Genomic DNA, 24,252 nt, shown 5'->3' with positions numbered 1-24,252 from the left:
AATTGGTATTAAACCCACGTTCAAGAAAACTCAGTAATAATGAGTTGATGACAACACGAGGAATCATTATGTTAAAAACACTCAGTATTAGCTCACTTCTTCTTTCATTAGCTTTCTTATCTGGCTGCTCTCCCGCTGAAAAAGCACCAGAGCAACAAAAAGAGAATTTAGGACAAAAAAATCCAGCTTCACAATACTGTATCTCACTTGGAGGCACCTTAGAGATCAAAACAGAACAAAATGGACAAGTGGGTTACTGCACCCTTCAAAATGGGGAAGTGATTGAAGAATGGGCTTTATTTAAACGAGATCATCCCGTGGATTAATATTTTAACGATAAAGTGCCATCAAATAAGGCACTTTATCGAAAATCATTTCTTTTAATGGATAAAAGAAATAAAACCTTGCAGTACGATCAAGTTCGCAATATCAATAAAGAAAGCCCCCACAATCGGCACCACTAAAAATGCCTGTGGAGAAGGACCATTTCGAGTAACCAGTGCCCCCATGTTCAATACAGCAGTAGGTGTTGCACCGAGACCAAAACCACAATGCCCCCCCGCCATCACAGCAGCATCATAGGTCCCTCCCATAAGTCTAAAGGTGACAAAGTAAGCAAACAAAGCCAATACCACTGTTTGTACCAAGAGAATAATTAATAAAGGAATAGCGAGATCTAAAATTGCCCATAATTTCAAACTCATCAAGGCCATTGCCAAGAAGAGTGAAAGGGTCACAGTACCAAGTACATCAACACATTCTTTATTTATGCGGTAACCTTTAATAAATTCACTGATATTGGTAATCGCCACCCCTAAAAATAGGGCATAAACAAAATCAGGAATTTGTAACCAACTAATATGAAAACTACTCACTAACTGGTCAACCCAATGAGCACCTGCAACACAAAAAAGAAGGATAAACAATGTTTCAGTGATGCTTTTTGCCGTGACTTTATCCTCTTCTAAGGGATCAAATGTCACCATATCAGGGTTATCAATATGGTGATCTGTCCCCTTTCCAAACGCAGATTTTAAGTTGTTTTTATCAATCAGACGTTGAGCCACAGGGCCACCAATAATCCCTCCCATCACTAAGCCAAATGTCGCTGCAGCCATGGCAAGCTCTAATGTGTTTAACCCATACTGCTCAGCAAACGTCTGTGACCAAGCGGCGCCGGTTCCAGCTCCACCAGATAAAGTTATCGATCCCGCAATGAGCCCTAATAGAGAATCTAGACCTAAGAATTTAGCTAAACTGACGCCAACCAGATTTTGAACCACAAGAAAAACAGAAGCTATGCCTAAAAAAAGCACAACTTTAAGCCCGCCTTTTAATAATAACTTATAGCTTGCTGCTAAACCTACCGTACTGAAAAACATCAACATTAATGTATTTTTCATGGGCAAGGAAAATTCTAAGTCGATATGATTAAAATGTAACAGGGTAATTAAAGCAGCGATAACTAACCCGCCAACAACAGGTTCGGGAATATTATACTTTCTAAAGCAACTGACATTGCGATTCACCGCATGTCCAATGAATAATACTAGAATTGCAATTAAGAATGATTCTAGTTCACCTATAAAATATACCGTATTCATGTTGCTCCTACTCTTAAAAATAGTGATGAATAATGATGCAAATACTTATCTCACTAAGTTAATAATGGTTAGTGTTTTCGATATAAAAATTCGATTAAAAATGAATGCTATGCTAATTATAATAAAGAATTGTAGATTCAATTGAAAATAACCCAATAGCAAAAAACAAAGCGAGCTTATGTAAGGCTGTCATCTACATGTCCAATCACTTTATCTGTTGCCACATCAATGGGCATCCGATCAGCTTTGGCAATGTAAGGTGGTTTACTGCGTCCATTAAGCTTAGCATTGGCTTTTCGAGTTTTACTCATAAATTTCTGAGTAATTTTTTTAGTGCGGTTCATAGTGATGCCCAAACAAAGCGTATTCTGATAAACGAGACATTATACGCAAATATTAATAAACTCTGGAATAGCGCGCAAAAATATCCACTGCCAAAAAACTTAGTCCCCCGATATAAACCAAAAACAAACACTAAAATCACTTTTTTAAAACACAAAGCAGAACAAAAAAAACAAAAATCACTATTGAAAAACACAATGTAAATATTAGTCATGTAAGCTGTCAGAAAAAGAAACACATGCAAGTAACAGCTAAACATAATATCATGTCTAAAAAAAAGACACTTGATACTGAATTAAAAAATAAATTTGCAAATAAATACCGCTTATTTAGATACAAACAATTTGATGGGTTAAAAGTAATAACAATATTCTCAATTCTGATTAAATAACCTCCTTCATAGACTAACCTTTTGTAAAAGAACAAGGTAAAATGTCGATATATCCTCAAATCAGTTAGAATGCCTTGTGCCACTTAAATGTACTGAATACTATTTAATGGGCCAATAATATACCCACTTGCCATTCAGCGTTTACAGAGAATCGAGAGTATTTGAATGAAAAAAATAGCCATTTTTTGCCCCAACTTACTTGCAAATGGCACTGTCAAAGTTGCCCTAAGTCAAGCTGAAGTCATACAAGGAACGGGGCATGAAGTTCATCTCTTTATTTTTAATAAGGGAGGAGACTTTACTCCTCCTGATAACGTCATCATTCATTATGTTTTTGATGATAAAAAGATGTCACTCAAAAACCAGCAAGCTAAATTACAACAAGTCGTAAGGGAACAAGAAAAACTGACAGGGAAATTTTCTTTATATTTAAGTAACTCAACAGACTGCGATATTATCGTCAGTGGCTGTGATTTTGATCCTTGTTACTACTTTTGTCACTGCGCCTTAAAGCAAGAGTTATTGATGGAGCTCAAACGGGGGCCCATACATTTTTTCAGACGCTGGAAAAAAGCCAAAGCACTCATTGGCAAAAATATTATCACCGTTTCTAATGGCATTACTCAAGAGCTTAAAAATACACCTTGGTTAAAGCCTAAAAGCGTTCGTACCATTTATAATCCTTTCAATATCGAAAATATACTTGAAAAAGCTAAACTTGATATAGCTGAAATTCCAACCGAACCTTACATCATCCATATTGGTCGGATCACACGACAAAAACGATTAGATATTTTATTTCAAGCGCTTAAGTTAATGCCAACAGCGCCAAAGCTTGTTCTATTAACCAATCGTCCAAAAAGAGCATTGAAACTCGCAACAAAATATGGCGTTGCCGATCGAATAATCACCCCAGGGTTTCAAGACAACCCCTATGCTTGGATTGCTCGCGCTCAGATGATGCTACTCAGTTCTGATTTTGAAGGATTTGGCATGGTGTTAGTGGAAGCTTTAATCTGTAATACGCCAGTCGTAAGCACAGACTGCCCTCATGGTCCCAATGAAATTCTAACAGGTGATCTGAATCAATATTTGGTTCCACCCAAAGATCCAGTAAAACTCGCTGAAAAAGCCCTCTACTGCTTACAGTCCTTACCCAATGTGGATAAAGCTGACATTATAGACAAAGTAAGAGGTGACTATATTGCTGAACAATATCTATCTCTGTGTGAGAAATAATTGTCGCTATCTGAAGGGCTGATCGTTCAAGATTATTTCTGACGTTGTTTATTTGAGACTCAAAAAAGGCCATGTTCTCTAGAATATGGCCTATTTTCCATCATCAATCTAAAAGCTATAACTTCCAATACCTTAATTTTTTCCTCATTTTAAAATGACGAATTAAATTTAAAGGTTTAGCTTTTAATGTACTAAGCCCTTGTTCAATTAATTCATCAGTCGCATTCAGTACCCTTTGACTCGATAACCCATCTCTTTCAGGGTGAATATGAGCACAATACGTCTCTATTTTACGCATCACTTCTTTCGGCCGTGACAAAGCATACTCAAGTGCTTCTTCGATATCTTCTTCATCCTTGATATGAATGAGATGATCACTCTGCGTACGATTATTAAACGCAACCACGGGTTTACCTTGCAATAAAAACATGATCAGCACAGATGAGGTATCGCACAACATCACGTCTGCCGCTTGCAATAACGGTAAAACATCATCCGTTTCAATAAAACGTAAATTATCACTTTCAATTGACTGATATTGAAGAATAATATCTTTACTCATTTTAGGGTGAAATTGAACTAGCCAACGATAATTCCCCTTCAAAGCAAGCGCCTTAATTTTTTCAAAGATCACTGGCGCGCAAGAGAGCCTTCTTGAAAAAGTGGAACACAATAAAATAGTTGGTCGTGTATCAGCTTTATTTTGATAAGGATTATCTTCTTGAGGCTGGAACATAGGATCTAAAGCAGGCCACCCCGTTTCAGTGACTTTAAACGTACCAAATTGATGTGCCAAATGGATAAAAGGTAACGTCGTAGCAGGCCCTTGAGTACAATATAAATCGAAACAAGAACGAATTTCAAAATGATCCTCGCGGCCATGATGATTCATTTTTCCCGCATTAAACCCGTGAAAAACACCCACTTTAATACCGGGAATAAAACTTGGCACAACATTGCCAGGTACAAAAACCGCATCGGGTTGCCAATGTTTCACATCATCAATGGTCATTAACCTGTGCTCTTGCACAGTTAAAAAAGCAGAGGTAACTTCATTTCCCTCTAAAAACCAACATACCTCATCGCCTCGCTTGAGAATAACATCTTGTAATGGCCTCAAAATAGCATATGAATAATTCTGTGCTATGTAGAACAAATACCGCTTTTTACTTCGTTCCAAAACAACCCCTTCATACTTTTCGAATCTTTTACTTATTCACAAATCAGCCTTTAACACTCCATTGTCTTCAGCACTCCACCTATTCACTCAGTCGTACTTAACTTGATAACTCTAGATATTGCTTTGCAATTCTATTTGCTTTCACCTTAGACAGAATATCAATACGACTCATATCAGGCGGGAAGGCTATCACTTCATCAAATTTTTCAGCCAGCAAACTGGGATCTCTTCGTGGTACTAGAAAATGTGATAACGCCCCAGTTAAAATTTCTTTGGGTCCATGAGGGCAATCTGTACTCACCACAGGAGTACCACAAATCAATGACTCAATTAATACTGTCGGGAGTCCCTCAAAATCTGAACTTAATATCAATGCCTTAGCATTTTTAATCCAGGGAAAAGGATTAATCTCAAATCCTTTAATAATGACCCTAGCTTCAACATTAAATTCACGCGCCAGCGCCTTGGCTTTATCAGGCTTGTGGCAAAACAACACCACTTTAATAGGGTGTTTCATCTTGGCAATCGCTGCAAATAATACATCATGCCTTTTTTGCTTCACAAACCGACCAATGTGAATAAGATAATCTTCTTTGGGTAATTCACTGGGTCGAGCTTGAGCAAGTTCTTGAATGGTGTCAAACTCAAAAGGATTATAAATTGTTTGCAAGGAAGCTGGGTGAAGGCGCTTTTTGGCGGTAATTTCATTCGCAATACCTTCAGATACCGTGACTAATCGTTGACCGTTTAACGCTTTTTTAGCCCTTAACTTCTTGAAATAGGCAAAGGGCCCCATTTTAGCATGACGACGTAACTCTTCTTCAACAGAGGCATGAACCACCACACATAATGAACGCACTTTGGTATTCACCATAAGGTAATTCGTTAAATCTAAATTGGATATAAATAAATCAAAATAACCAACATTTGACTCAATATCATCAATACGCGCTTTCAAATGCTTAACGGCACTTCCCAATCGCAAACGACGTAACAATTTAGCATCATTACCGACAAAGCAAGTATGCACTTTAATCGACTCAGGCACGATAAAATCAGCATTATCTTTCATGACTAAAAAATGCACTTCATGACCAATAGCAACAAACTCTTCTGCTAACGTCAACATCACTTTCTCTGCACCACCACCCACTAAATGATCAATGGCTATCGCAATACGCTTCATATTGTCCCCAACTTTTCACTCAATAAACGGTCTATTTCTTTTAAACCAATGTCGAGCCCGTTCACACATTCACATAAAGACAATGATTGATGTTGTTTGTTCAATCTATCGATTTCAATTAACCTTATCATCCCATCAACGATACTTGGTGCGTGACACTCACTCACAACGGCTAAGTCATGATCTTGACAAACATTTAATCGATAATGTTGATCTTTAGAAACGGCTACTGTCAATACCGGTTTTTTTAACGCAATCGCTTGTAATAACGTATCTCCACCACTTAATACAGCCGCTTTTGCCGCATTTAATAAATTAATAAAGTCGTCGTGACGCATACTCTTAATCGCAATAACCCCCTCGTAACAAGGTAAACTTTTAGGATAATTATCCCCAAAAACCATTAAACAAGGTAACTGCGTTTGCGCATGAATACGTTTGGCGGCCAAAGCAAGTTCATCGGCCGCGTAACCCTTATTAAGTTGATGCCCACCAGAGCCTGCATTAAAAATCAGGTATTCACCTTCTATGAGCTGATATTTTTCTAATAACGCTTTTTGTTTCATTGCATTAGGATTAACAAAAATCGGTCCTGTTACAATAGGTTCCATTCTATTAATCAGCTTCAACTTAAGTTTATCAAACCAATTAATAGGGCTTATCATAAAATTAGGCTGAACAACCCAGTGACTGTCTGTCATGATTGCTCGACGAATTTTCATGCCTCTACTGCGTTTACGCTTATGTTGACTCAAAAAAATGACTTTCGCCCCCAACTGCTGTGCATGCTCTAATTGAGAACGTCTTCCTGATGCATCAAACAGCACGACATCAGGTAGAAAATCTGACATCAACAAATTAACATCTTTTACACGCTTCGTCGGTGTTTCATCAATCAATTTAACCGGGTGATGGCAAGTGCTGGCATAAGGTGCATGTCGACTCAAAATGAAACAAATTTGGGCATCGGGTCTACGTTTTTTGACTTCGTCAGCAATGATTAAGGAACGCATATACTCCCCCATTCCCTCAGGAGAAGAAACAGGTATAAACAATAGCTTAGGAGCTAAAATATTCATGATAAAACTCTTGGTCCTTGAGTAGAATAAAAAGGGTAGAAGTCCGTCATAGAGCCAAATCGCTTATTAATCGGTCCATTGCCTCTTTCACTTCAGCTACAGAGATCATCTCCATTAAGTTTTCACCTTTGGCTCGAGTCCCCCATACATTAGGGTCTAATTGTTGCATATTTATTGCTTTATCATAAGCACTAATCACGTAATTAAGATAAAGATATGGACCTGTCCGCTTAGGGTTTGAATGGGCATACAAGCCAACAACAGGCGTACCTTGAGTCACCGCCATATGAGCAGGCCCAGTATCGGGCGCCAGTACCAGTGTTGCCTCCTTTAATAATCCTAATAATTGTGTCAATGATGTTTGCCCCACGAGATTATCAACACACACCTTAGATGCAGCCACTATGTCATGAGCCAACCTTTTTTCCTCTGCAGAAGGCCCGCCACAAAGACATACTTTAAATCCTTGACTAACAGCATAATCAGCAATGGCTGCATAACGATCCGCTAACCAGTTTCTTTCCACCTTACTGGCAGCAGGACAGATCACTAAGACTTTATCTCTTCCTATCCGCTGTGAAGCAAATATTTTATCCCGCTCAGAAATAGGAATATTCCATGACGGATTAAGATTTTCCACTCCAATAGCCTTAGCAAAACCCATAAATCCCTCTAAAACATGGGGCGACGCTTGCGCATCGATGCGATGATTAGTCACTAACCATTGAGCCTCTTTAGCCCGTACCCGATCAAATCCTAATCTGACTTTTGCTGAAATCGCTAACGATGCTATCGTGGCTCGTAAGGCCACTTGCATGTGGAGCAAGACATCGAATTTTCGATGTTTTAACTGGGCATATAATTGGAAGTAGCTGCGCCATCCTTGAGATTTATCAAAAATAATAAATTCAACTTGAGGCAAATGACGCAATAGTTGGTATTCGACTTTACCAATAACCCAAATGATAGATAACTGAGGGTATCGTCTCTGAATAGCTTGCACCATAGCCACGGCATGGCAAACATCACCAATAGCCGATAAACGTAACAAACATAAAGATTCAGCCTTATCTAAATTTAAACTCATAAAATTCGCAGGTTATTTAACGCAATGACGTGATCTTAATGTAGAATGCTCTCAGGTACCACGCTTTCGCTAATAATTATTCATATGCAACTAATAAAAACCGATATTGGCTACATTGCTTTTCATAACGATCTATTAGAAACTCCATCCCAAGCTTGGTTTAACGTAGAATTTTGGCGAAAAAAACAAGCCATTACAGGTTCATCTCAAGGTCGATATACCACTTGGTTTATGAAGTATATCGACAAAGAATGGGTGCTGAGACATTACTATCGTGGTGGGCTCATTGAAAAAATATCTCATGATAAGTACCTTTTCTGCGGCCTCAATAAAACACGTCCGATTACCGAATTCCAATTACTCGACACCCTTTACAATGAAGGCTTTGCCGTACCTAAACCCATCGCCGCCAATATCACCAAACACGGACCTTTTTATCGAGGCGATCTTATCATTGAACGGATCAAAGAGGCTCAGGATCTCTTAGCAAGACTCGAATCGAGCCCCATGACAGATCAAGAGTGGTACACATTAGGGAGCTGCATTGCACTTTTCCACAAACGAGGCGTTTTTCATGCCGACCTCAATGCAAAAAATATCTTACTGGCCAAGAGTCAATTCTATCTCATCGATTTTGACAGGGGCGCAATAAAAAAAGCCAACACAAGCTGGAAGCAAGCCAATCTTAAACGCTTACTTCGCTCCTTCAATAAAGAAAAAGGCAAGTCGCCGACATTAGCATTCACATTTGATAATTGGCAACAGCTATTAAAGGGCTATCAATCCGTCAAACAATAACATTTCATTATATTTTCCAATAATGTAATTTTTTGCGCATTTTTAGGTGACGAAGTAAATTGAGTGGCTTAGGTTTTAGGTCACCGACTCCTTTTTCGAGCAAATCATCCGCCGCCTGTAGTACCCTCTGGCTTGATAACCCATCCCTTTTAGGGTGGATCTGAGCACTGTAAGCTTCAATTTTACTCATCAGATCTTTCGGATAAGATAATGCATATTCAATTGCTTGCTCTATCTTTTCTTCGTCATTGACATGCACAAGATGCTCACTTTCTGTTTTATTATTAAAAGCCACAACAGGCTTGCCTTGCAATAAAAACATAATCAATACTGAAGATGTGTCACACAACATGACATCAGCAGCTTGAAGCACAGGCAAGACATTGTCCGTTTCAATAAAACGTAAGTGAACACTTTCAATGGACTTATACTGAGCTACAATCTGCGAGTCCATTTTAGGATGAAATTGAACGAGCCACCGATATTTTCCTTGCATCGATAACATTTTAATTCGTTCAAAAATCATTGATGCGCAAGATAGACGCCTTGAAAAAGTCGAACAAAATAAAACCGTTGGGCGAGGATCATTATCGTCTTTATAAGGATTTTCCTTTGAAGACGCAAACATAGGATCAAGCGTAGGCCACCCTGTTTCAACAACGTGAAATGTCTTAAACTTTTTTGATAACTCAATAAAAGGCAAAGTCGTTGCAGGGCCTTGGGTACAATATAAGTCAAAACAAGAACGAATTCTAAAGTGAGATATTTGACCATCATGATTAACCTTTCCAGCATTAAACCCATGAAAAACACCAATTTTCAATCCTGGAATAAAACGAGGAACCACATTACCAGGGACAAATACCACATCGGGTTGCCAATGCAGAACCTCATCCACTGTTTTCAAATGCTGCTCTGTAGCAGTCAAAAATACAGAACTCACCTCAGTCCCTTCTAAAAACCAAGATACAGCATCCCCACGCTTCACTATAATTTCTTGTAGTGGCCTCAAAATAGCATATGAATAGTTCTGCGCTATATAAAATAGATAGCGATTCTGTTTTTGCTCCAAACTCCCTCCTAGAATCCATGGATCATCATGCTTAATGCAATTGACTGTTAGTGCTTTCCACTAAACCCTATTTACCTATAACAATTGAAACGCTACGCACCAAAAATAAAGAAATTAGTGGTAAACACATCGCAATGAAACATCAATTAGGCGGCTCAATAAATGAATGAATTAAATTCAAATGATTAGTGAGTGAACCTCTATTTTCATCCACCACACCCAATGCGGCCATACAGGCTTTACGACAAGCCTCATTGTCTTGCAAATAGGTAATCAATGACTGTGATAAAGATTCAGCAGAATCAATAAACCGTAACCCGCCAGCCTCATAAAGTAAATCCGCAATTTCCGCAAAATCCCAATAATGCGGACCTAATAACACCGGTAGCCCCAAAGCGGCTGGCTCCAAAGGATTATGTCCACCATTTTCAATTAATGTGCCACCCACAAATGCTTGTTCTGCCGCACCATAAAATGAAAGTAATTCCCCCATAGTGTCCCCCAATAGCACTTGCGTAGCCAAATCGACTTCCACTTTATCACTACGGCGAACACTCGATAATTGATGCGCAGTTATCGCGACAGCTGCAGCATTAAATTGCTCAGGATGTCTCGGTACCAAAATCAAAAGTGCATTTGGCTGAACAGCTAATAATTGTTTATGCGCATTTAAAATATCATCAAACTCTCCAGGATGCGCACTACCCGCAACCCAAATAAAACGCTCTTTTAATTTTAAAATCTGCCTTAACTTAACTGCTTTATCTTGCTGATCTGAATCTATATTCAAGTCAAATTTTAGGCTACCACAAGCAAAGAGCTTTTTATCACTAACACCTAATGAGGTAAAGCGCTGACTAATTAATGGAGACTGCGTGGCAATAAGATCCACTTTATTGAGCATAGGTAAAGCTAATTTAAGATATTTCTGATATTGCCTCATAGATTGCTCAGATAACCTCGCATTCACTAACATGAGTTTAGTATCCATACCAGCAGCGAAATGAATAAGATTCGGCCACAACTCTGTTTCCATAATAATGAGATACTTAGGCTTAAGTTTTTTTAAAAATAAGTAGACACAAAGAGAAAAATCAAATGGTAAATAGCAATGCTGAACACTTTCTCCTAAACTTTTCACAACTTCAGCCGATCCAGTGGGACTCGTGGTAGTCACCGTAATACTTAGCTCTGGATAGGCACATTTTATTGCCCTAATCAGAGGCAATGCAGCCAGAGTTTCTCCCATAGAAACACTATGAATTAATAGGTCTGTTTGTGAAAGACGTTTTAACCCAAAACGCTCAAGCCAGCGGTGACGATAATCTTTACTTTTAACGGAGCGAAACACTAAGTACAGAACCACTAAAGGAGACAAACAATATAAAAGTAAGGAATACAAAAAGCGAGCCATAAGATAAATCACTCAAAAATGAAAAGGGCAATATGCCTTCAAATAATAACATAAGCACTTAACATAAAATAAGTACAGCCTTGAAATAATCATTTTTAACACTTTTTATTACATGAGCAGCATCATATTAAAGTAATGATATTAAACAATATTCATTAATAATTACAGACTCTGTTTCTATTCAATACTATGCTTAAAACCACAAAAGCAAGATAACAGACTATTATTTAACCAATCGTTAATTAGAAAAGCTAAAATGATTGAATATTACTGCAGATATTGGAGTAACCATGAAAACTCGAGAACGGATTATTCAAGCAAGCTGGGAATTATTCAATAAACATGGTGAACGCAACATCACCACAAACCACATTGCTGCCCACCTTAATATCAGCCCCGGCAACCTCTATTATCACTTTAGAAATAAAGAAGAAATTATTCGTTGTATTTTCAACTTATATGAACAACAGTTACAGGAACACTTCCAACCTTATATCGCTGAAACCGTTGATGCTGAACTTTTTATTAGCTATTTTGATGCATTATTTGACACATTATGGGATTATCGCTTCATGTACAATAATCTTGCCGATATTCTCAGCAGGGATGATAACCTTAAAACCAACTTCCAACTGTCTCAAAAGCAATGGGCACATCAATTAGCTCAAAATTATATCCAATTACAGCAAGACGGCATACTCAATATTGAAGAAGAAGACATTCCTCCCTTAGTCGACACTGTCATTATGGTAGCAAATTTTTGGATCAGCTATAAATTTACGCAATCCTCCTCTCCAATAGGTTCAATCAGTAAAGGGTCCTTATATGAAGGTATACTGCGAGTATTACTGCTCATGCAAAGATATGCCGCCCCTGGCACCGAGAAGATATTTGCTAAAACAGCTGAGTATTATCATTCTCAAGAAATGTCAAATAAGGTTAATGAAGAAACAAGAGGTATACTTGAATAAGTAAGCGTAAAAAATGAAATAATTAAATACCTTAATCACAATATATTATATGATTATACCAAACCAATATACTGTATAACACATCGTTTAATATTGTATTTTTGGTATGTTAATGTTCAATTTATTTAGGAATTTGCATGAAAACCCGTGATAAAATCGTTCAGGCAAGCTTAGAGTTATTTAACAAGCATGGCGAAAGAAATATCAGTACTAACCATATCGCAGCCCATTTGAATATGAGTCCAGGTAACCTTTACTACCATTTTCGAAATAAAGAAGACATTATTCGCTCCATATTCACACTATATGAATATGATATTATTAGAGATTTTAAACCTTATCTTGATCAAGAAGTCAATAGCGAATTATTACTTAACTATTTTGATACCTTATTTAATATTCTATGGAGTTACCGTTTTTTATATAATAATTTAGCGGATATCCTGAGCCGTGATGAAGTCCTAAAAGTACGCTATCGTCAAACTCAAGAACAAGTCTTGAGTCGCTCAAATTACATCATCGCTCAGCTCAAAGACGACGGTGTACTGATTATTGATGAAAATGACATTAGTCCACTCGCCGATACTCTGAAATTAATGACCAGCTTTTGGGTCAGTTATAAATTGACACAATCTAAGTCACCCATAGGATCGATTAGTAAAGCCTCTTTATATGAAGGTGTACTCAGGGTCTTACTTATCTTAAAAACCTACGCATCCCCCAATTCAATCACAACCTTTGATAAACTAAAAGCACATTATCAGAAGCAAGCCGACTCCTCTCTTCAGTCAGAGGAACAAATAAAAGAATGAATATTCTCTAGAGAGTACAATACAACAATAGACATAATGGGGAGGCAGCCTCTCTCCTATCACATTAGTTTAAGTAATCAAAGTGGCTCCCATTCCCTAAACTATGTAATTCTATGAAATAAAGCTGTAGAGCAAACCACTTTCCCGCTAAAATATCATCCTATTTCGATCTGCACTCATTCCCTCGATGGAGAAAAAGATGGCTAAAAATGCATTCTATAGTCAAATTAATCAGCAAATTGCCGATGTCAAAACGGAAGGTTTATACAAAAGTGAGCGAGTCATTGTTTCTCCTCAACAAGCGTCCATCGAAGTTAATGGTACTCAGGTTATTAATTTCTGTGCGAATAATTATCTTGGCTTAGCCAATCATCCCCAACTCATCGAAGCCGCTAAAAATGGGCTAAATGAACATGGTTTCGGTATGGCATCCGTCCGCTTTATTTGCGGAACACAAGACATTCATAAACAGCTTGAATCTAGTCTCAGTGATTTTCTCGGTATGGAAGATACCATTTTATATTCTTCATGTTTTGACGCTAATGCCGGTTTATTTGAAACCCTACTGAGCGCAGAAGACGCCATTATTTCTGATGCGTTAAACCATGCCTCTATCATTGATGGAGTTCGTTTATGTAAGGCTAAACGTTTTCGTTATGCCAATAACGATATGCAAGATTTAGAAGCCCAATTAATTGCTGCCAAAGAAGCTAATGTTCGCCACATCCTCATTGCGACTGATGGTGTTTTTTCTATGGATGGGGTTATCGCTAATCTACAAGGGATCTGTGATCTAGCCGATAAATATGGTGCTTTGGTCATGGTTGATGATTCTCATGCAGTAGGGTTTGTCGGTGAAAATGGCCGAGGTACTCATGAATTTTGCCAAGTCATGGATAGAATTGACATTATTACCGGTACTTTAGGTAAAGCATTAGGTGGCGCATCCGGTGGATTTACCTCAGCAAAAAAAGAAGTAATTGAATGGCTGCGTCAACGTTCTCGTCCTTATTTATTTTCTAATTCACTGGCTCCAGCAATTGTCAATGCCTCCATTCAAGTACTCGAGATGCTAAAAAATGGCCATGCATTACGAGAAGCCGTATGGGAAAATAGTCGATACTTTCGTGAAAAAATGTCCGCAGTAGGTTTCTCTCTCGGGGGGGCTGATCATGCTATTATTCCCATTATGATTGGCGACGCAAAAATAGCCAGTGACTTTGCTCAACGTTTACTTGCAGAGCACATTTATGTCATTGGGTTCTCCTTCCCTGTTGTGCCTAAAAACCAAGCAAGGATTAGAACTCAAATGTCTGCGGCCCATACTCGCGAGCAACTGGATCATGCCATTGAAGCCTTTACTCGAATTGGAAAAGAGATGGAAATAATCAAGTAGGAAGCGACAATGAAAGCACTCAGTAAATTAAAAGCGGAACCCGGCATTTGGATGATTGATGCGCCTAAGCCACAACTTGGCCCCAATGATCTTTTAATCAAAATCCGTAAAACAGCTATTTGTGGTACTGATGTTCATATCTATAAATGGGATGAATGGTCACAGAATACCATCCCAGTACCTATGATCATCGGCCACGAATATGTTGGCACTGTGATTGAAATTGGTCAAGAAGTTAAAGGTTACGCTGTTGGGGATCGCGTTTCAGGTGAAGGTCATATTACTTGTGGCTATTGCCGAAATTGTCGAGGAGGCCGTACCCACCTATGCAGAAATACTTCGGGTGTCGGTGTTAACCGTGATGGTGCCTTTGCTGAGTATTTAGTGATCCCAGCCTTTAATGCATTTAAAATACCAAGTGATATTTCTGACGATCTCGCCGCAGTATTCGATCCTTTTGGTAATGCCGTTCACACTGCATTATCCTTTGATTTAGTCGGAGAAGACGTGCTCATTACGGGCGCAGGCCCCATTGGCATTATGGCTGCTGCAGTCTGTCGCCATGTCGGCGCAAGACATGTAGTGATCACCGATGTGAATGAATACCGGCTGGCACTGGCTGAAAAAATGGGCGCGACAAAATCGGTCAATGTGGCGAAAGAAAATCTCACAGAGGTAATGACTGAGCTTGGCATGACTGAAGGCTTTGATGTGGGCTTAGAAATGTCTGGTGTTCCCAGCGCCTTTCATTCCATGCTAGAGACGATGAACCATGGCGGAAAAATTGCCATGCTTGGGATCCCTGGCGCGGAGATGCCCATAGATTGGAGTAAAGTCATCTTTAAAGGGCTAACCATAAAAGGAGTTTATGGAAGAGAAATGTTCGAAACTTGGTATAAAATGGCAAGCCTTATTCAATCAGGTCTAGATCTCTCTCCGATTATCACTCACCACTTCCCGATTGATGAGTTTCAAGCAGGCTTCGACGCCATGTGTTCAGGACAATCAGGAAAAGTCATTCTCAGCTGGGATTAACCCTATAAACCCATGGCAATAAAGAACCATTCACAAAACACACCCCACTGATTACAGTTGGGTGTGTTATTATGTGCTCATCAGTATTCGTTAGCATTAGAACACAGGTTTACCATGTCAGACTTCACACATTTAAGCGTTAATCAACTTATTCAAATGAAACAGACCACTTGTGACATACAAATCGTCGACATTCGAGATAATATAAGCTTTGAAAAAGGGCATATCCCCCAGTCTTCCAATTTGAATAATGAAAATCTCGCTCACTTCATTGGTGAAGCAGATATGGATCAACCATTAATTGTTGTATGTTATCACGGGATTAGTAGCCAAAATGCCGCTCAGTATTTACATCAACAAGGATTTGATCAAGTGTATAGCCTTGATGGCGGATTTGAAGCGTGGCAGCAAGCACACCTTTAACGCATAACCTAAAAACTGTTAAGGATATTCATTGATGATTGAAATAGGTAAACTGCCCAACGCAAGAGCCGCTCAAGCACTGGTTGATTATCTTAAAGGTAAACATATATTATGCGAAATTCACCCATCCGAAGAAGGGGTGACTTTAGTTCTCCTGCAAGACGAGCACGTATCACTTGTTCAGCGAGAATATAATGATTTCATTAATAACCCCTATCAAGATAAATATTTAGAGGCCTCTTGGAATAATGGCGATAGCCATACTCAAATAGATTATGGTTCACCCGGACTGCATTTAGTCAGTCAATTCATGACAGGAGCTGGTCCATTAACTCTCACGGTTATGATATTATGTGTTGTTATCTTTGCCGCAATGAACCTTGGATTATCGAATCCTATTTTTGAAAATTTATCTTTTTTTGGCGCAACGGCTAATGCTTCCCCTATCGAGTTTTGGCGACTATTTACGCCTAGTCTGCTTCACTTTTCTGCATTACACATTATCTTCAATTTAATATGGTGGTGGTATTTAGGCGGAAAAATTGAAACCAAAATCGGCTTTACTCCGTTATTTATATTATTGATTGTAGCAGGTACTCTCCCCAACATATTGCAGTATTTCATTGCAGGCCCTTATTTTGGGGGCTTATCAGGCGTCGTGTATGCACTACTTGGATATACTTGGTTAATGGGACTAAAAAAGCCACAAGCTGGAATTGGGATCCCTCCATCTTACATGATCTTCATGCTAATATGGTTAGCCTTAGGTTTTACTGATATTTTTGGTTTTTCTGTTGCCAATGGCGCTCATATTGGCGGGCTTATCATTGGCTTATTACAAGCCAGTATTGATAGCCGAAGAAAGACACTTTAACAGTCATTAACAATTGATTTGCGAATGACTGTTACCATAAAAAGCTTATACTATTCCAACACACATCTTTGAAACTTGCTTGATCAAGGCCTTAATGCTTGAATGCACCTGAGAAATGTTTTCAGCTAACATATAAGCAGGCGTACTAGCAATATTATTGACTTGATCAACAACGACCTCGTCAACAGAAGCATTTTCATGTACCCCGCCCATTTGATTAAAGGCTGATGCCGTTTCTACATCAGAGCCTATTGTCCCTATTGCTTTTTCTCCAAAAATTTTCGGGATCATCACAGGCGAAATACACATAAAACCAATCGGTTTTTTATTTGTGGCAAAATCATGAATAAAATCGTTAACTTGTGGATCGATTTCATGATCAGCTTCTTTAATAGCAAAGTCACACAAATTCTTGGCCGCACCAAAACCACCAGGGATCACCAAAGCATCAAACTCATCAATATTCAACTTATCGCAAGCGAGTATATTGCCTCGTGCTATTCTCGCCGACTCGACTAAAACCCGCCGCTTTTCATTAATATCAACCTCCCCTGTAACATGATCGACCACATGCAATTGCATGATATCAGGGGCAAAGCATTGATAATTCATACCCTGTCGCTCTAACTCCAACATGGTTAAAACCGACTCATGAATTTCACTGCCATCAAATACACCACAACCGCTTAAAAGAATCGCTATTTTTGTCATTAAAAATCTCTCCTATATACTATTTTGTTTTAAAAGAAGCAAAATAAAATGCTTGATCTGGTTATTTTTCATGCTAAATTAGATAACTTACCCTCTATTTGATGAATAAATAATCTAATAGTGACTTTAGCAACAAAAAATAATAAAAAAATCCACAAAGCTTGATTTTTTAATCTACACTATAATCTAGCTTCAAAATAAATCATTAAACTATTATTTTCATATACTTAATGTAATTGCAGTATTCGTTTTGTCTTTGGTCGTACGATTATTCCATTTTTAACTAACAGACTTATCCACAAGGGTAGTCTGAATTGATCATGGCTGAAACTAGCCTTATATGGCATGCTATCACTCTTTTCGCTCCCCAATTGATACTGACTATTATGCCCGATCTTACAGAAACCCCTTTAGTGCTTGTTGATGGCTCTTCTTACCTCTATAGAGCTTATTATGCACCGCCACACCTTACCAACTCAAAAGGCGAAGCCACTGGGGCTGTCTACGGCGTGATTAATATGCTTCGCAGTTTATTGAAACAATACCAACCTACACAAATGGCCGTCGTTTTTGATGCGAAAGGCAGCACCTTTAGAAACGAAATGTATGCCCAATACAAAGCACAACGTCCCCCCATGCCGGATGATTTACGTTCGCAGATTGAACCACTACATCGCATTATCAAAGCGCTTGGCCTTCCACTTATCAGTATTCCAGGAGTCGAAGCCGATGATGTGATTGGTACGCTTTCGACTCAGGCTAGTTTAGCTGGACGCTCAGTGCTGATCAGCACAGGGGATAAAGATATGGCACAGCTGGTCAATGACAAAGTCACCCTGATTAATACGATGACTGATACGACCATGGGTATCAGTGAAGTCACTGAAAAATTTGGTGTAGGACCAGAGCTCATTATTGACTTATTAGCCTTACAAGGCGATAAAGCAGACAATATTCCAGGCCTTCCCGGTGTTGGTGAAAAAACAGCGCTTGCCATGCTGCAAGGGATTGGTGGAATAGAAGATATAATCAAACAGGCTGAGAAGATCCCAGCATTAGGATTTCGCGGCGCGAAGACCATGCCAGCAAAACTGGCAGAGCATGCTGACATGCTCAAACTCTCCTATGAACTGGCGACCATCAAACTGGATGTTGAATTAGATCAAACTTGGCAACAACTCGACATTCAACCTGTCGATCAAGATGCACTTATCCAATGTTACAGTGAAATGGAATTTAAACGCTGGTTAGCAGAAGCATTAAATAAAGAAAGCGACTCAAGCAAAGCAACTCAAAGCGATAGCACAGAATCGACAACCAATATCCAAGTTGAATATGAAACCATTTTAACAGAGGAAGTACTCGACCACTGGCTCAAAAAACTCACTGAAGCTCAACTTATTGCCATTGATACTGAGACCACCAGTTTAAATTACATGGAGGCTAAATTAGTTGGTCTCTCCTTTTCAACTGAAGTCGGTAAAGCCGCCTATTTACCTTTACGCCACGACTATCTTGATGCGCCCGAGCAATTAGACTTTAAAGTCACACTACAAAAGCTCAAGCCTATTTTAGAAAATGCTGACATACGTAAAGTAGGTCAAAACCTCAAATATGATATGAGTGTATTGGCTAATCACGGTATAAAATTGTCCGGTATTCAGTTTGATACAATGTTAGAGTCTTATGTCTTTAACTCTGTTGTGTCTAAACATAACATGGACGACTTAGCCCTTAAATATTTAAGCCACAAAAATATAAAATTTGAAGATGTAGCAGGTAAAGGCGCAAAACAACTCACTTTTAATCAAATTCCCCTTGAAACGGCTGCGCCTTATGCGGCAGAAGATGCAGATATCACCCTTAGGCTACATCAAACCTTATGGTCGAAATTAAGCTCTGAAAAAGAACTGATCCCCGTCTTTAATGACATAGAGTTACCTTTAATCAGTATTCTTTCGCGCATAGAACGTCATGGTGTTCTCATTGATAGCATGCTACTTAGCCAACAAAGCACAGAACTTGCTCAAAAAATAGATGAGTTAGAACAAAAAGCCTATACCATTGCCGAAGAGCCCTTTAATTTAAGCTCCCCGAAACAGTTACAAACATTATTCTTTGAAAAACTGGGTTATCCTGTTATTAAAAAAACCCCTAAAGGTGCCCCCTCGACAGCAGAAGAAGTATTAGTCGAGTTATCCCTAGATTATCCCTTGCCTAAAATTATTTTAGAGCATCGTAGTCTTTCAAAGCTCAAAAGTACCTACACAGATAAACTGCCTTTGATGGTCAATCCCCAAACAGGCAGGGTTCACACTAGCTATCATCAGGCTAATGCAGCAACTGGCCGTTTATCATCTAGCGAGCCGAATCTACAAAATATTCCAATCAGAACCGAAGAAGGCCGTAAAATCCGTCATGCTTTCATCGCCCCCAAAGGTAAGAAAATCCTAGCAGCAGATTATTCTCAAATTGAACTGAGGATCATGGCTCACCTTTCCCAAGATAAAGGCTTGTTAACTGCATTTGCGGCAGGGAAAGATATTCACAAAGCAACTGCTGCAGAAGTCTTTGATGTTGATTTTGATGACGTCACATCCGATCAACGTCGCAGAGCCAAAGCGGTTAATTTTGGGCTCATTTACGGCATGTCAGCCTTTGGCTTAGCCAAACAACTTGATATTCCTAGAAATGAAGCTCAAATGTATATTGATACCTATTTTAAACGTTATCCTAGTGTCTTAACCTACATGGAAGAAACGCGTGCAATCGCTGCTGAACAAGGTTATGTCTCTACACTGTTCGGAAGAAGACTCTATTTACCAGCCATTAAAGATAGAAACGCCATGCGCCGCCAAGCGGCCGAAAGAGCTGCTATTAATGCACCTATGCAAGGGACTGCAGCAGATATCATTAAGAAAGCCATGATATCAGTGGATCAATGGATTACAGATGAAACACAAGGTGAAGTTGCGCTGATTATGCAGGTGCATGATGAACTCGTCTTTGAGGTTAATGCCGATAAAGCCGATATTTTTCAAGAAAAAATCTGTGATTTAATGGCCAAAGCAGCAAACTTAGATGTTGAACTGTTAGCTGAATCAGGCATTGGTGATAATTGGGAACAAGCTCATTAATCCCCTCTCTTTTTAATAAGGCATTATGTTGATTAAGATAGTGCCTTATCCTATACACTTTTCCTATACTGAAATTATGAAATAAATAAAAATTTATGAAATTTTTAGATCAAAAAAAGAATGTTTTTCACTCATTTATGCGATTGACTGGCTAATGATTGTATTTTTAAACGAAAAACAGTTTTTCATATTCAGTTTAATGAGGTAATATTACACTTGTAGGGTACAGAGGTTAAGATGTTCTATCTTTTAAACCTTTTTTATTCGCTAGTGATTCGAGCGAATGCCAAATTATGGCGCCCCAGTAATTTATTTACTGGGGCTTTTTTTCATCCAAAATCTTTTTTAGAGTAAATACTTTAATTCTAACAGAAATACCGTTATCATAGGCTTACTGAGAACTATCTACATCCATTGATAGCACTTAAGTCTTGTTGAATTTAGCTTCTCCCCAAAAGAGCTAATATTTGAGCCGATGGTCATTCCATCGGCTATTTTTTTGCTTAATTTGTTCTGTGAACACTGAGAGAGATAAATAGATTACTGACTATTGATAATTTAACGAGTGTGTAACACACTATTCATCGGTTGCTTCTAATGCATCCATTAGCCATTGCGGTTTGCACCATCCATCTAAAATCCCCAGAACCTTGGCTTTTCCTATACCTTTAAGTGAAGAAAAAGGCTCAACTTTTACAGCATCATCAAAATCTGCTAACGCCTTTCTGACCTCATTGACTGTTTTCATACGCGCACTTTGAGCTAACTTATCCGCTTTTGTTAGCAAAGCCAGCACAGGAATATTGCTTTCTACTGCCCAAACAATCATCTGCATATCTAAGTCTTTTAGTGGATGCCTAATATCCATCAACACAACCACACCGCTCAAACAACTCCGTTCCTGTAAATATTGCCCTAACGCTTGTTGCCACTTTTTCTTTAATGTTAATGGTACTTGGGCAAAACCATAGCCGGGTAAGTCCACTAAACGACGATGTTCGTCTAATTGAAAGACATTAATAAGCTGCGTTCTACCAGGAGTTTTACTGGTTCTAGCAAGCCCTTTTTGTTCCGTTAACAGATTAAGAGCACTCGACTTTCCCGCATTTGAACGACCAGCGAAAGCAATTTCCACACCAACATCACCCGGCAAGTGTTCATCAAGGTGCGCAATATCAGGGGCGCTAATTAAAAACTTCGCTTTTCTAAAATCAATACGAGATCCTGACACAATTTACTCCAAAAAATTTTTCAAATTACTGTTTAAATATCGAAGAATTGCTTACATTTTTACATTTTCGTGTAAAATATTACCCCGATTACATAAAGACTATTTTATCATGCTTACGGGTCATCCCAGTAAGCTCAGGACAAATATTTTAATAAGAAGTTGGAACGCCATGAAAAAGTTAGCAATTGTGCTGTCTGCATTAGCCACTATCTCTTCTCCTGCTATAGCTGAAGGTAATGCCGAAGCCGGAAAAACGAAAGCCATTGTTTGTTCTGCTTGCCACGGTGTTGACGGCAATAGCATGATAGACATGTACCCAAAAATTGCAGGGCAACACGCCTCCTATTTAGAAAAACAATTAACTGATTTTCGAAGTGCAATGAAAACAGGCGGTAAAGAAGGTCGCGTCGACCCTATTATGGGCGGCATGAGCTTTGCCTTAAGCGATCAAGATATCGAAGATTTATCAGCCTTCTATGCAAGCCAAGTTCAACAACCTATCGACGTGAATAATATACCGGAACTCGGAGAAACCTTATATAAAGTGGGTGACGCAACGCGTGGGATCACGGCGTGTATTGCCTGTCACGGTCCAAGTGGTAAAGGTATGGGGCTTGCAGGGTTCCCAATGATTGGCGGCCAGCACGCCAATTATATCAAAATTCAATTAAATAAATTCAAAGATACAAATCGTAACAATGATCTAAATGGTATGATGCAAGCAACGTCGAAGAAGCTGAACGATACCGATATTGAAGCGTTATCTCAATATATTTCAGACCTTAAGTAAATTTAACAATAACAAGTTAAATTTAACAAAAGGCAGCCTAGCTGCCTTTTCCACTCTAAATATCTTACCTTAACGTAAACTGATTTAGATTATTTATTGACATGAATATTAGATTTAGGTTTAATACTCTACATACCGAGACAAACCCAACTGTTAGTAAAAAAATAGTTAAGAATAACTTTCAGATGTCGGTATGTTACATTTAAGATATAAGAATAAGAAACTCAATAATAATAATAATATATTTAGGCCATTCATCTTAAGATGAAATAACTTTACTTTGGAGTTCTGGTCAAACCATTACGGTGAAGAACTAGGTAGGATACCTATTGGCACTTTAGCATTTAACTTTACCTAACAGTCTAGCATAAACCATAGCCTGCACCCTTTGAGTTGTAAGGATAATAAAAATGGTAACTTGTTGTTCTGATTTAAATTTTACTGATATGGATGGTTACTTAGGCGTCATAGATAGGCGATAAAGGATACTGATTGAGCACGAAGCTCTTCTACGGAAGCGATAATCAGGATGATAATGGAAAAGTAATAAATGTCAGTGATGACTAATAACAATAAAAATGCAAGGAAAGCAGGCTCAAAAAAGAAGGATACCGACCGGGAAGTTGCATAGCAAGCAAGGATACTTGGAATCAAAATTAAGTGTCAATTGACACTCTTTTATAAGGCGACAGCACTTCTGTCGCCTTTTTTTATTACTTTATATTAAAAATAGCTTTAGTCAAAAAAGCATTTTTAAGCTATTATTTGCAGCAAACGCTCACATTGTGATGCAAAAAACATCAAGATCTGGTATAAAGCGCGATCTAACTTGGATTATAGCGCACTTCAATACGCCAATCTAAAACCCAGTCTTTTCAGTTATCGAGATAAAGCTATGTCCCGCAGTAAAAAAACACGTAAAAACAATCAAAATCCTCCGCAATTAAAAACAAGAACCAAAAAACAAGAACGTGTTCTTTCGGGCAAGAAGCAAGACTCAGGTAATAAATCCGGTAGCCGGCACAATGAAAGCATGATCCAAACGCATGCCAGCGGTAATCAACAAAAAAATATGGATCCCCGTCATGGTAGTAAAAAACCGATACAACTCGAATTGAAGACGGAAAAACCAACCCCTAAAAAAGTCAAATCACCTAAGCTTAGTGATGAAGATGCATTGTTAAAACTAGAAGAAGATCCTAGGTTGAATAGCTTATTGGATATGCTAGAAGAAGGGAAAAATTTAACCGCTGACGATCAAAAGTGGCTTAATCAGCAACTGACCAAAGTTGAACAACTCATGGACAAACTCGGCATTACTGATGAAGAAGAAATGCCAGCACCTAAAGTCAAATCGACCGATGACGATTTATTTGACCAATTTGAATCGGGTGCCGATTTACTTAAAGAATATCAGCAAAAAGATTAATCTTTAGCTCATTGTATTTATATATAATGCCAACATACCGTATGTCGGCAT

The 24,252-nt window shown here is 38.6% G+C and carries 22 protein-coding genes; 12 read left to right on the top strand and 10 right to left on the bottom strand.

Features of this window, described 5'->3' with window-relative positions:
• Window positions 1-68: 68 nt before the first annotated feature.
• Window positions 69-326: a DUF333 domain-containing protein gene (locus Q0779_RS18705; protein WP_298774974.1), complete on the top strand. Its 258-nt coding sequence runs from the start codon at window positions 69-71 to the stop codon at window positions 324-326.
• Between the two features lie 54 nt (window positions 327-380).
• Here the strand turns inward: Q0779_RS18705 and gltS are convergent, their stop codons facing one another.
• Together gltS and Q0779_RS18695 are read right to left on the bottom strand one after the other, a co-directional pair.
• Window positions 381-1,604 carry a sodium/glutamate symporter gene (gene gltS / locus Q0779_RS18700; protein WP_298774973.1) on the bottom strand — a complete coding sequence of 408 codons (1,224 nt, stop codon included), beginning with the start codon at window positions 1,602-1,604 and terminating at the stop codon, window positions 381-383.
• Between the two features lie 176 nt (window positions 1,605-1,780).
• Entirely contained in the window at window positions 1,781-1,948 is a 168-nt protein-coding gene (locus tag Q0779_RS18695; protein ID WP_298774971.1) for a DUF2986 domain-containing protein, read from the bottom strand.
• 554 nt (window positions 1,949-2,502) lie between these two features.
• On the opposite strand from Q0779_RS18695, the gene Q0779_RS18690 reads away from it, so the two are divergent.
• Window positions 2,503-3,576 carry a glycosyltransferase gene (locus Q0779_RS18690; RefSeq protein WP_298774969.1) on the top strand — a complete coding sequence of 358 codons (1,074 nt, stop codon included), beginning with the start codon at window positions 2,503-2,505 and terminating at the stop codon, window positions 3,574-3,576.
• A gap of 115 nt (window positions 3,577-3,691) precedes the next feature.
• Here Q0779_RS18690 and Q0779_RS18685 read toward each other — a convergent pair whose 3' ends face one another.
• The 4 genes from Q0779_RS18685 to Q0779_RS18670 all read right to left on the bottom strand — a co-directional run bounded on the left by Q0779_RS18685 (window position 3,692) and on the right by Q0779_RS18670 (window position 8,108).
• The gene (locus tag Q0779_RS18685) at window positions 3,692-4,756 is read right to left on the bottom strand and encodes a CDP-glycerol glycerophosphotransferase family protein (RefSeq protein WP_298774967.1); all 1,065 of its coding nucleotides are present in this window, start codon (window positions 4,754-4,756) and stop codon (window positions 3,692-3,694) included.
• Window positions 4,757-4,853: 97 nt separating this feature from the next.
• Window positions 4,854-5,942 carry a glycosyltransferase gene (locus tag Q0779_RS18680; protein ID WP_298774965.1) on the bottom strand — a complete coding sequence of 363 codons (1,089 nt, stop codon included), beginning with the start codon at window positions 5,940-5,942 and terminating at the stop codon, window positions 4,854-4,856.
• Entirely contained in the window at window positions 5,939-7,021 is a 1,083-nt protein-coding gene (locus Q0779_RS18675) for a hypothetical protein (RefSeq protein WP_298774963.1), read from the bottom strand. The genes Q0779_RS18680 and Q0779_RS18675 overlap by 4 nt, the downstream gene beginning before the upstream one ends.
• Window positions 7,022-7,067: 46 nt before the next feature.
• On the bottom strand, window positions 7,068-8,108 hold the full coding sequence (locus Q0779_RS18670; protein WP_298774961.1) for a glycosyltransferase family 9 protein: 1,041 nt from the start codon (window positions 8,106-8,108) through the stop codon (window positions 7,068-7,070).
• 84 nt (window positions 8,109-8,192) lie between these two features.
• Between Q0779_RS18670 and Q0779_RS18665 the strand changes: the two genes are divergently transcribed.
• On the top strand, window positions 8,193-8,906 hold the full coding sequence (locus Q0779_RS18665) for a 3-deoxy-D-manno-octulosonic acid kinase (RefSeq protein ID WP_298774959.1): 714 nt from the start codon (window positions 8,193-8,195) through the stop codon (window positions 8,904-8,906).
• A 7-nt stretch (window positions 8,907-8,913) separates the two neighbouring features.
• Here Q0779_RS18665 and Q0779_RS18660 read toward each other — a convergent pair whose 3' ends face one another.
• Both Q0779_RS18660 and waaA read right to left on the bottom strand, forming a co-directional pair.
• Entirely contained in the window at window positions 8,914-9,978 is a 1,065-nt protein-coding gene (locus tag Q0779_RS18660; protein ID WP_298774957.1) for a CDP-glycerol glycerophosphotransferase family protein, read from the bottom strand.
• A gap of 142 nt (window positions 9,979-10,120) precedes the next feature.
• Window positions 10,121-11,392 carry a lipid IV(A) 3-deoxy-D-manno-octulosonic acid transferase gene (gene waaA / locus Q0779_RS18655; protein ID WP_298774955.1) on the bottom strand — a complete coding sequence of 424 codons (1,272 nt, stop codon included), beginning with the start codon at window positions 11,390-11,392 and terminating at the stop codon, window positions 10,121-10,123.
• A 290-nt stretch (window positions 11,393-11,682) separates the two neighbouring features.
• On the opposite strand from waaA, the gene Q0779_RS18650 reads away from it, so the two are divergent.
• The 6 genes from Q0779_RS18650 to glpG all read left to right on the top strand — a co-directional run bounded on the left by Q0779_RS18650 (window position 11,683) and on the right by glpG (window position 16,903).
• Window positions 11,683-12,363, top strand: coding sequence for a TetR/AcrR family transcriptional regulator (locus tag Q0779_RS18650; RefSeq protein ID WP_298774954.1), 681 nt, complete (start codon window positions 11,683-11,685; stop codon window positions 12,361-12,363).
• Window positions 12,364-12,500: 137 nt separating this feature from the next.
• Entirely contained in the window at window positions 12,501-13,175 is a 675-nt protein-coding gene (locus Q0779_RS18645) for a TetR/AcrR family transcriptional regulator (protein ID WP_298774953.1), read from the top strand.
• A 199-nt stretch (window positions 13,176-13,374) separates the two neighbouring features.
• On the top strand, window positions 13,375-14,571 hold the full coding sequence (locus Q0779_RS18640; protein ID WP_298774952.1) for a glycine C-acetyltransferase: 1,197 nt from the start codon (window positions 13,375-13,377) through the stop codon (window positions 14,569-14,571).
• A gap of 9 nt (window positions 14,572-14,580) precedes the next feature.
• Window positions 14,581-15,606 carry an L-threonine 3-dehydrogenase gene (gene tdh / locus Q0779_RS18635; protein WP_298774951.1) on the top strand — a complete coding sequence of 342 codons (1,026 nt, stop codon included), beginning with the start codon at window positions 14,581-14,583 and terminating at the stop codon, window positions 15,604-15,606.
• A 114-nt stretch (window positions 15,607-15,720) separates the two neighbouring features.
• Window positions 15,721-16,029, top strand: a complete 309-nt coding sequence (gene glpE / locus Q0779_RS18630) for a thiosulfate sulfurtransferase GlpE (protein ID WP_298774949.1) — start codon at window positions 15,721-15,723, stop codon at window positions 16,027-16,029.
• A gap of 34 nt (window positions 16,030-16,063) precedes the next feature.
• Window positions 16,064-16,903: a rhomboid family intramembrane serine protease GlpG gene (gene glpG, locus Q0779_RS18625; RefSeq protein ID WP_298774947.1), complete on the top strand. Its 840-nt coding sequence runs from the start codon at window positions 16,064-16,066 to the stop codon at window positions 16,901-16,903.
• A 45-nt stretch (window positions 16,904-16,948) separates the two neighbouring features.
• Here glpG and elbB read toward each other — a convergent pair whose 3' ends face one another.
• A complete protein-coding gene (gene elbB / locus Q0779_RS18620) occupies window positions 16,949-17,614 on the bottom strand; it encodes an isoprenoid biosynthesis glyoxalase ElbB (RefSeq protein ID WP_298774945.1) in 666 nt (221 codons plus the stop codon).
• Window positions 17,615-18,000: 386 nt separating this feature from the next.
• Between elbB and polA the strand changes: the two genes are divergently transcribed.
• Complete coding sequence (gene polA / locus Q0779_RS18615; RefSeq protein ID WP_298774943.1) at window positions 18,001-20,751, top strand: DNA polymerase I; 2,751 nt, start codon at window positions 18,001-18,003, stop codon at window positions 20,749-20,751.
• A 577-nt stretch (window positions 20,752-21,328) separates the two neighbouring features.
• On the opposite strand, the gene yihA is transcribed toward polA, so the two are convergent.
• Window positions 21,329-21,982: a ribosome biogenesis GTP-binding protein YihA/YsxC gene (yihA, locus tag Q0779_RS18610; protein WP_298774941.1), complete on the bottom strand. Its 654-nt coding sequence runs from the start codon at window positions 21,980-21,982 to the stop codon at window positions 21,329-21,331.
• Between the two features lie 169 nt (window positions 21,983-22,151).
• On the opposite strand from yihA, the gene Q0779_RS18605 reads away from it, so the two are divergent.
• Both Q0779_RS18605 and yihI read left to right on the top strand, forming a co-directional pair.
• Complete coding sequence (locus Q0779_RS18605) at window positions 22,152-22,772, top strand: c-type cytochrome (RefSeq protein WP_298774940.1); 621 nt, start codon at window positions 22,152-22,154, stop codon at window positions 22,770-22,772.
• 895 nt (window positions 22,773-23,667) lie between these two features.
• The gene (yihI, locus tag Q0779_RS18600) at window positions 23,668-24,201 is read left to right on the top strand and encodes a Der GTPase-activating protein YihI (protein WP_298774998.1); all 534 of its coding nucleotides are present in this window, start codon (window positions 23,668-23,670) and stop codon (window positions 24,199-24,201) included.
• The last annotated feature ends 51 nt before the right edge of the window (window positions 24,202-24,252 follow it).

It is taken from the genome of uncultured Shewanella sp. (genome assembly GCF_947491715.1).
Taxonomy (GTDB): Bacteria; Pseudomonadota; Gammaproteobacteria; order Enterobacterales; family Shewanellaceae; genus Shewanella.
This window is presented reverse-complemented; position numbering and strand designations above follow the sequence as displayed.